Source organism: Aliivibrio logei (genome assembly GCF_001691055.1).
Classification (GTDB): domain Bacteria; phylum Pseudomonadota; class Gammaproteobacteria; order Enterobacterales; family Vibrionaceae; genus Aliivibrio; species Aliivibrio salmonicida.
On sequence record NZ_MAJU01000024.1, the window covers coordinates 273921 to 280484 of the forward strand.

At 39.1% G+C, this 6564-nt stretch carries 9 protein-coding genes; 6 read left to right on the forward strand and 3 right to left on the reverse strand.

Features of this window, described 5'->3' with window-relative positions:
- Positions 1-3 precede the first annotated feature (3 nt).
- The 3 genes from dprA to A6E04_RS16885 are packed head-to-tail and all read left to right on the forward strand — an operon-like array spanning position 4 to position 2168.
- On the forward strand, positions 4-1113 hold the full coding sequence (gene dprA, locus A6E04_RS16875; RefSeq protein WP_065611938.1) for a DNA-processing protein DprA: 1110 nt from the start codon (positions 4-6) through the stop codon (positions 1111-1113).
- A 2-nt stretch (positions 1114-1115) separates the two neighbouring features.
- Positions 1116-1589, forward strand: a complete 474-nt coding sequence (locus A6E04_RS16880; protein WP_012548974.1) for a DUF494 family protein — start codon at positions 1116-1118, stop codon at positions 1587-1589.
- 9 nt (positions 1590-1598) lie between these two features.
- On the forward strand, positions 1599-2168 hold the full coding sequence (locus A6E04_RS16885; RefSeq protein WP_023604462.1) for a DNA topoisomerase family protein: 570 nt from the start codon (positions 1599-1601) through the stop codon (positions 2166-2168).
- Between the two features lie 39 nt (positions 2169-2207).
- Here A6E04_RS16885 and A6E04_RS16890 read toward each other — a convergent pair whose 3' ends face one another.
- Together A6E04_RS16890 and purE are read right to left on the reverse strand one after the other, a co-directional pair.
- On the reverse strand, positions 2208-3323 hold the full coding sequence (locus A6E04_RS16890) for a 5-(carboxyamino)imidazole ribonucleotide synthase (RefSeq protein WP_023604463.1): 1116 nt from the start codon (positions 3321-3323) through the stop codon (positions 2208-2210).
- Positions 3324-3325: 2 nt separating this feature from the next.
- Positions 3326-3811: a 5-(carboxyamino)imidazole ribonucleotide mutase gene (gene purE, locus A6E04_RS16895; RefSeq protein WP_023604464.1), complete on the reverse strand. Its 486-nt coding sequence runs from the start codon at positions 3809-3811 to the stop codon at positions 3326-3328.
- Between the two features lie 201 nt (positions 3812-4012).
- Between purE and tsaC the strand changes: the two genes are divergently transcribed.
- The 3 genes from tsaC (at position 4013) to A6E04_RS16910 (ending at position 5721) form a co-directional block, all read left to right on the forward strand.
- Positions 4013-4570: an L-threonylcarbamoyladenylate synthase type 1 TsaC gene (gene tsaC, locus A6E04_RS16900; protein ID WP_017023516.1), complete on the forward strand. Its 558-nt coding sequence runs from the start codon at positions 4013-4015 to the stop codon at positions 4568-4570.
- A gap of 66 nt (positions 4571-4636) precedes the next feature.
- On the forward strand, positions 4637-5458 hold the full coding sequence (gene aroE / locus A6E04_RS16905) for a shikimate dehydrogenase (protein ID WP_065611939.1): 822 nt from the start codon (positions 4637-4639) through the stop codon (positions 5456-5458).
- Positions 5458-5721, forward strand: coding sequence for a DUF1488 family protein (locus tag A6E04_RS16910; protein ID WP_065611940.1), 264 nt, complete (start codon positions 5458-5460; stop codon positions 5719-5721). The genes aroE and A6E04_RS16910 overlap by 1 nt, the downstream gene beginning before the upstream one ends.
- Here A6E04_RS16910 and A6E04_RS16915 read toward each other — a convergent pair.
- Positions 5714-6259, reverse strand: coding sequence for a gamma carbonic anhydrase family protein (locus A6E04_RS16915; protein WP_023604467.1), 546 nt, complete (start codon positions 6257-6259; stop codon positions 5714-5716). The two genes, A6E04_RS16910 and A6E04_RS16915, sit on opposite strands and share 8 nt — an antisense overlap.
- Positions 6260-6564 lie beyond the last annotated feature (305 nt).

A 6564-nucleotide genomic window follows, 5' to 3' on the forward strand; every position in this document is an offset into this window, starting at 1 on the left:
TTGATGTTTAACTCAGATAAACACTTATCTGCATGGTTAACTCTGTGCTTTTGTCCTCGAATTGGTGGGAAGGTAATGTCTCGCCTACTTGCCATTGATTCTGTTGAAAATATTGTAAAGTACGATAAGGATAAATTGCAATCGATAGGGCTTTCTTGTGCGCAAATTGCTTACATCCAGGCTGTGAATCATGAAGAAGTAGATAAATGCTTATTGTGGGAAGATGGAGATTCTCTTAATACCATTTTAACGTTATCTGATCCTCGCTATCCGAAGTTATTATCTGAAATAAGCGCCCCGCCGCCAGTATTATTTGTTAAAGGTGATGTTTTGGCGCTATCTGAACCTCAAGTGGCTATTGTCGGTAGCCGTAATGCTAGCCTAGAAGGTTTAGAATGTGCGAAGCAATTTGCGGCTTCCATTGTGCAGCATAATTATGTCGTTACTAGTGGTTTAGCTCTTGGGGTTGATGGATACGCCCATCATGGGGCGATTGAAGCGAAAGGACAAACTATTGCAGTACTTGGTTCAGGGTTAAACAAGGTATATCCAGCAAAACACAGAACGCTGGCTGATCGTGTGATTCATAATGGGGCTTTAGTTTCTGAGTTTAGGCCAGATTCTCCCCCACGAGCGGACAATTTTCCTCGTCGAAATCGCATTATTAGTGGGTTATCTACCGGGGTACTCGTTGTGGAAGCGGCTGAACGTTCTGGTTCTTTGATTACTGCAAGGTATGCGAATGAGCAAGGGCGAGAGGTGTTTGCTTTACCGGGATCAATACATAACCCTACAGCTCAAGGTTCTAATTCTTTAATTAAAGCCGGTGCAAAGCTGGTTTCGTCACCGGAAGACATTTTTGAAGAGATCGGAGCATTAACCTATTGTGCAATCTCTCATCAACCTTCGCTTTTTGAGCAAGAAGTTGTCACAGAACAATTGCCATTTCCCAAAGTGTTCGCTACCGTAGGCATAGAGGCGACGCCTGTTGATATAATAGCAGAGCGATGTCAGACGCCTGTATATGAAATCATGATGCAATTACTTGAATTAGAGTTGCAAGGTTTCATCACTGCAGTCCCAGGGGGTTACATTAAAAAGCGGAGGGGCTAATCATGATGGATGTTCTGATGTATCTATTTGAAACGTATATCCATAGCGATATCGAATTAACAGTAGATCAAGAAAAACTAGAAGACGAATTACTAAAAGCAGGGTTTCACCAAGAGGCGATATATAAAGCGCTTGATTGGTTAGAAGACCTTGCTCATTTACAAGAAACTGACTCTCATGAGCATATTGCTAAGAGTACGTCGACGGCCATGCGAATTTATACTCAGCAAGAAATTGATGGTATTGATACGGTTTGCCGTGGGTTCTTATTGTTCCTTGAGCAAATTAAAGTATTAACGTGTGAAACTCGTGAAATGGTCATTGAACAAGTCATGACGTTAGAAACGGAAGATCTTTCTCTTGATGATCTGAAGTGGGTTATCTTAATGGTGCTATTTAATGTACCAGGACAAGAAAGTGCGTATACCCAGATGGAAGAGTTACTTTATACTTCAGATACAGGTATGACTCATTAAGGTTAATGAATGTCAGGTAAAATAAACAAGCAACTGTTTCAAGCGCATGAACATGCATTAGATCATGAATCTTGCCCACAATGCAGTGGTGAACTTGCCATTCGTTATGGTAAGCGTGGTCCGTTTTTAGGTTGTGGTAATTACCCTGAGTGCGATTATATTCGCCCTCTTAAAAGTAATGACGGTCATGTAGTTAAAGAGCTTGGTATTCCCTGCCCTGAATGTGACAGTGAACTTGTTTTACGACAAGGCCGATATGGAATGTTTATAGGGTGTTCTTCATACCCAGAGTGTTCTCATATTGAATCGTTAGAACAGAAAAAAGAAGAACCTAAAGAGCTATTGGCTTGCCCTAGTTGTCATTCTGGATCTTTGCATGAGAAACAGTCTCGTTTTGGTAAGACTTTCTATGCTTGTGATGCTTATCCTGTTTGTCGTTTTGTTGTTAATTTTGCGCCAGAAAAAGGCATATGTCAGCAATGTGGTTTTGAGTTGTTGCTAAGAAAAGAAATGGCAACAGGTTTAAAATTGGTTTGTGCAGATAAAAAGTGCAGTGTGGTACAAGATATAAAAAAATAGAGCATTGATGAATGCTCTATTCTATTGAGGTGTATCTGTTTATTTTGATAATACTTGAAATGCGTTTTTATCTAATAATTCAGAGAGTGCCATTAATTCTTTTTCTAAAGCCTCTGGTGATGATGCACATACATTTATATGTCCCATCTTCCTACCAACACGTTTTTCTTTGCCATACCAGTGAATATGGCAATGAGGCATAGTGAGGAGTTTTTTCGGTAAGGAGTCTTCACCTAAGATATTAATCATGGCGGTTGAACGAATCAATTCTGCTCCGACTAATGGTAAATCACATACTGCACGAATATGCATTTCAAATTGACATACATCGGTTCCCTGTTGGGTCCAATGGCCAGAGTTATGTACTCTAGGTGCAATTTCATTAACAAGCAGTTGACCATCTACATCAAAAAACTCAATAGCAAGTACGCCAATATAATCAAGTTCATTCACGATTGCAGAGAACATGTCATCAGCTTGTTGCTGTAATAAGCTTGTTCCTTCTAATGCGGTAGATAACGCTAATACACCATTAACATGAACGTTCTCTGTTAATGGGTATGTCACTATATCGCCATTCTTATTACGGGCACCAATTAAAGAAACTTCGCGATTAAACGGAATAAATTGCTCAGCAACGATGGCTTGATTTGGTGTGCTCTGAATTAGTTCATTCATTTCTTCCCAAATATGATCAATTTGAGAAGCTTCCTTTAAGCGCCATTGCCCTTTTCCGTCGTACCCACCTAGAGCACTTTTTAACACCATAGGAAGACCTACGCTACTAATTGAGTCTAAGAAGTCTTGCTTAGTTGTAATTATATGGTGTGTTGCATTGGCCACATTGGCATTATCAAGTAGTGTTTTCTCAATACGACGATCGCCGCCAGCTTTAATGGCTTCGGGGGTTGGCTGAAACTTACCACTTTGACTGCAAATATCTAAGATGTCGTAAGGAATGTGTTCAAATTCTGCGGTAATAACATCTACGCTATTAATTGTTTGCTCTAAAGTCGTATCCATGACCTGTTGCGTTAATGGGTGTACAATTTTGTTGTTGTTCACATCATAAGCGATAATGTCGATATTTAGTGGAGCACTCGCTAAAGACATCATGCGAGCGAGTTGACCAGAACCGAGTACAAGAACTTTCATCATTAATCCTCTGATGGATCTGGATTTGCTAAGACAGTATCTGTTTGTTCTTTACGGAAAGCTTCTACTGCTGCCATTACTGCTTCATTTGATGTACCAATGATTTGAGCTGCGAGGATACCTGCATTTGCAGCGCCAGCCTCACCAATCGCGAGTGTACCTACAGCGATCCCCTTTGGCATTTGAACGATAGAAAGTAGAGAGTCTATCCCTTTTAATGCTTTTGATTGAACAGGGACGCCTAAAACAGGAATACTCGTAAATGCAGCTGCCATGCCTGGGAGGTGAGCTGCACCACCAGCACCTGCAATAATAACTTTGATACCGCGATCTTTTGCTTGAGTTGCATAATCAGCAAGTAATTGTGGAGTTCTATGAGCAGAGACCACTTTGGTTTCGTAAGGAACATTAAAACGCTCAAGCATTTCAGCGGCTAGTTTCATTGTTGGCCAATCTGATTTCGAACCCATGATAATACCGACTTTCATTGTGAACTCCTTGGATAAAGATAATGGCAATATATAAAAAGTTGGCAGCATTATACGGTTATTTAATAGGAAGGAAAACGTTTGCGTCAGGAAAAGTACAAGTTATTAACGATTATTCACAATTGAAAAATGGAAAGCGGTTGTTTGATTTCGTCTTATGAATAGAATAGAGCGATTAATAGAGTTAATAATGGTGCAAGAGTGAAGAATCTAGATCAAGTCGTAAAAGCCTTAAATAACGGTGATGTAATTGCCTATCCTACGGAGGGGGTTTTTGGTGTTGGCTGTGATCCGGATAATGAATTTGCCCTCCATCAATTATTAAAAGTGAAACAACGCCCGCGAGAAAAAGGGTTGATTTTAATTGCGGCCTCTATTGAGCAATTGCTTCCTTATATTGATTTAGCGCAATTAAATAATGATCAAATTAATAGAATTAAATTCACTTGGCCGGGTCCTGTAACTTGGATTGTCCCTGTTAATAAGAACACGTTACCTTTAGTGACTGGCCAGTTTGATAGTATTGCCGTTAGAGTCTCAGATCACCCTCAAGTTAAAGCTATTTGTTCTGCGTTTGGGAAGCCGATTACGTCAACTAGTGCAAATCTTTCAGGTTATGAACCTTGCCGAACGGTTTTAGAAGTTGAAGAGCAGCTAGGTGATTTAGGCGTGGTGGTTTTTCAAGGCGAAATTGGCAACCGAACTCAACCAACAGAAATCCGTGATGCAAAAACTGGAGAGACATTACGCCAAGGCTAATGCATCTACTATTTCTTTCAGGTAAGGTTGGTTCAGTTTAACTTTAATCATTGAAAGGAATCACTCATGGATAAGTATGCAGTCTTTGGTCATCCCATTAAGCAAAGCAAATCTCCTTTTATTCATACATTATTCGCTCGTCAAACAATACAACCTTTGGAATATGTTGCTATTGAGGCTCCAGTGGATGGCTTTCTTAATTCGGTAACTCATTTTTTTTCTAATGGGGGTAAAGGCTGTAATATTACCGTACCCTTTAAAGAAGAAGCATTTCAATTTGCCGATCAATTAACAGATAGAGCAAAATTGGCTGGTGCGGTTAATACGCTAAAAAAGCTGGATGATGGAATTATTCTGGGTGATAACACGGACGGTGAAGGATTAGTTCAAGACTTACTGCAATATCAGGTACCACTTCAAGATAAGCGTATCTTATTAATTGGAGCAGGAGGGGCAGCACGAGGTGTACTTCTTCCCTTATTAAAACAAAACCCCTCTTCTATTACCGTAGTTAATCGCACTTATGAAAAAGCAGAAGCACTAGCTGAAATATTTTCAGCGTATGGTGCTGTAGAGGCGGTTTGCATGAGTGACGTGACACGATCGTTTGATGTGATAATTAATTCAACGTCTGCCAGTTTATCTGGAGAGTTACCTAATATTAGTCCAGTGATTTTTTCTAAAGGCAGTATCAGCTATGACATGATGTATGGCAAAGGTAAAACGGTCTTTAATCAATGGGCATTAGATAATGATGTATACCAAGCTTATGATGGATTAGGAATGTTAGTTGGGCAAGCTGCGGAAAGCTTTACTGTATGGAGAGGATTACGTCCTAGCAGCAAACAAATACTACGAGAACTTCGCAAAAATTTAGAAGGTATGTAATGAATCAATCAATTCTCTTTTCTGATGGGCAACAATGGAACCCTGAAAAGCAATGTATTATTTTATATGCTCAACAAATGGGTAATTTAATACCATGTCTTGTCTTTGTTTCATGGCTTGCGTCAGAAAGTGGAGAAACAATAACAAATGAGCTTGATGCTTTGCGTATTTTTGAGGAATATCGTTTTGATATAGAGGAACATGCAGAAGCATTGATTGAAGATGAAGAGTTCAATGCTTCTGGGGAAGTTGAGATTAAATAGCTTCCTCTTTTATATAACTATTTTTAAATGAAACGTAATTCATCGCTGATTTTTTTAGAAAGCCAATTTCATCAGTTGATAACGATCTTACTTGTTTTACCGGGCTACCTATATAAAGGTAGCCACTCTTTAATATTTTATTGGGTGGAATTAAGCTACCAGCTCCAATCATGACATCCGATTCAATAATAGCATTATCTAAAATGATGCTTCCCATACCAACAAGAACACGATCCTTTATTTCACACCCATGAAGCATAACTTTGTGACCAATAGTTACGTCATCTCCAATAAGTAATGGGGCTCCTTTCGGGTTTTCTGGATTTTTATGTGTGACATGTAAGATGGAACCATCTTGGATATTGGTTCGTTGTCCTATTACTATTGAATTCACATCACCTCGAGCTACAACTAAAGGCCAAACACTGCAATCATCACCAATATTGATATCTCCAATTAAAATACTTGATGAATCTATATAAGAGCGTAAGCCAATAGTAGGAAAGGTTGATTTATAGCTACGTAATGATGAATTCATATGATATCCCTTGAAAATGATAATTTAGTGTTAATTAAATGGGGTGATAAAGCTAATTTAGTATTGGTTTGTACGGACTTTAACCATAAAAACATAAAATCAAAATAATAGTAAAAAAGAACTTGCCAATGTGATCGAACTCTCTATAATGCGACCTCACTGACACGGAGAGCCCATCCCATAAGGGATTCGCAATCAGGTTAGTCAGGATGGTTTAGAAATTAAGTTTCGAATAAGTGCTTGACACTGAGGCTTAAAACGATAAAATGACCGTCCTCTTCACAGAAAAGCGAAAACGCTTTGAA

Bases quoted from the DNA above. Each gene is read 5' to 3' on its own strand.
- purE (WP_023604464.1), bottom strand. From the start codon at position 3,811: ATGAAAGTCGGTATTATCATGGGTTCGAAATCAGATTGGCCAACAATG.
- aroE (WP_065611939.1), top strand. From the start codon at position 4,637: ATGGATAAGTATGCAGTCTTTGGTCATCCCATTAAGCAAAGCAAATCT.
- A6E04_RS16885 (WP_023604462.1), top strand. From the start codon at position 1,599: ATGTCAGGTAAAATAAACAAGCAACTGTTTCAAGCGCATGAACATGCA.
- A6E04_RS16890 (WP_023604463.1), bottom strand. From the start codon at position 3,323: ATGAAAGTTCTTGTACTCGGTTCTGGTCAACTCGCTCGCATGATGTCT.
- A6E04_RS16915 (WP_023604467.1), bottom strand. From the start codon at position 6,259: ATGAATTCATCATTACGTAGCTATAAATCAACCTTTCCTACTATTGGC.
- A6E04_RS16880 (WP_012548974.1), top strand. From the start codon at position 1,116: ATGATGGATGTTCTGATGTATCTATTTGAAACGTATATCCATAGCGAT.
- dprA (WP_065611938.1), top strand. From the start codon at position 4: ATGTTTAACTCAGATAAACACTTATCTGCATGGTTAACTCTGTGCTTT.
- A6E04_RS16910 (WP_065611940.1), top strand. From the start codon at position 5,458: ATGAATCAATCAATTCTCTTTTCTGATGGGCAACAATGGAACCCTGAA.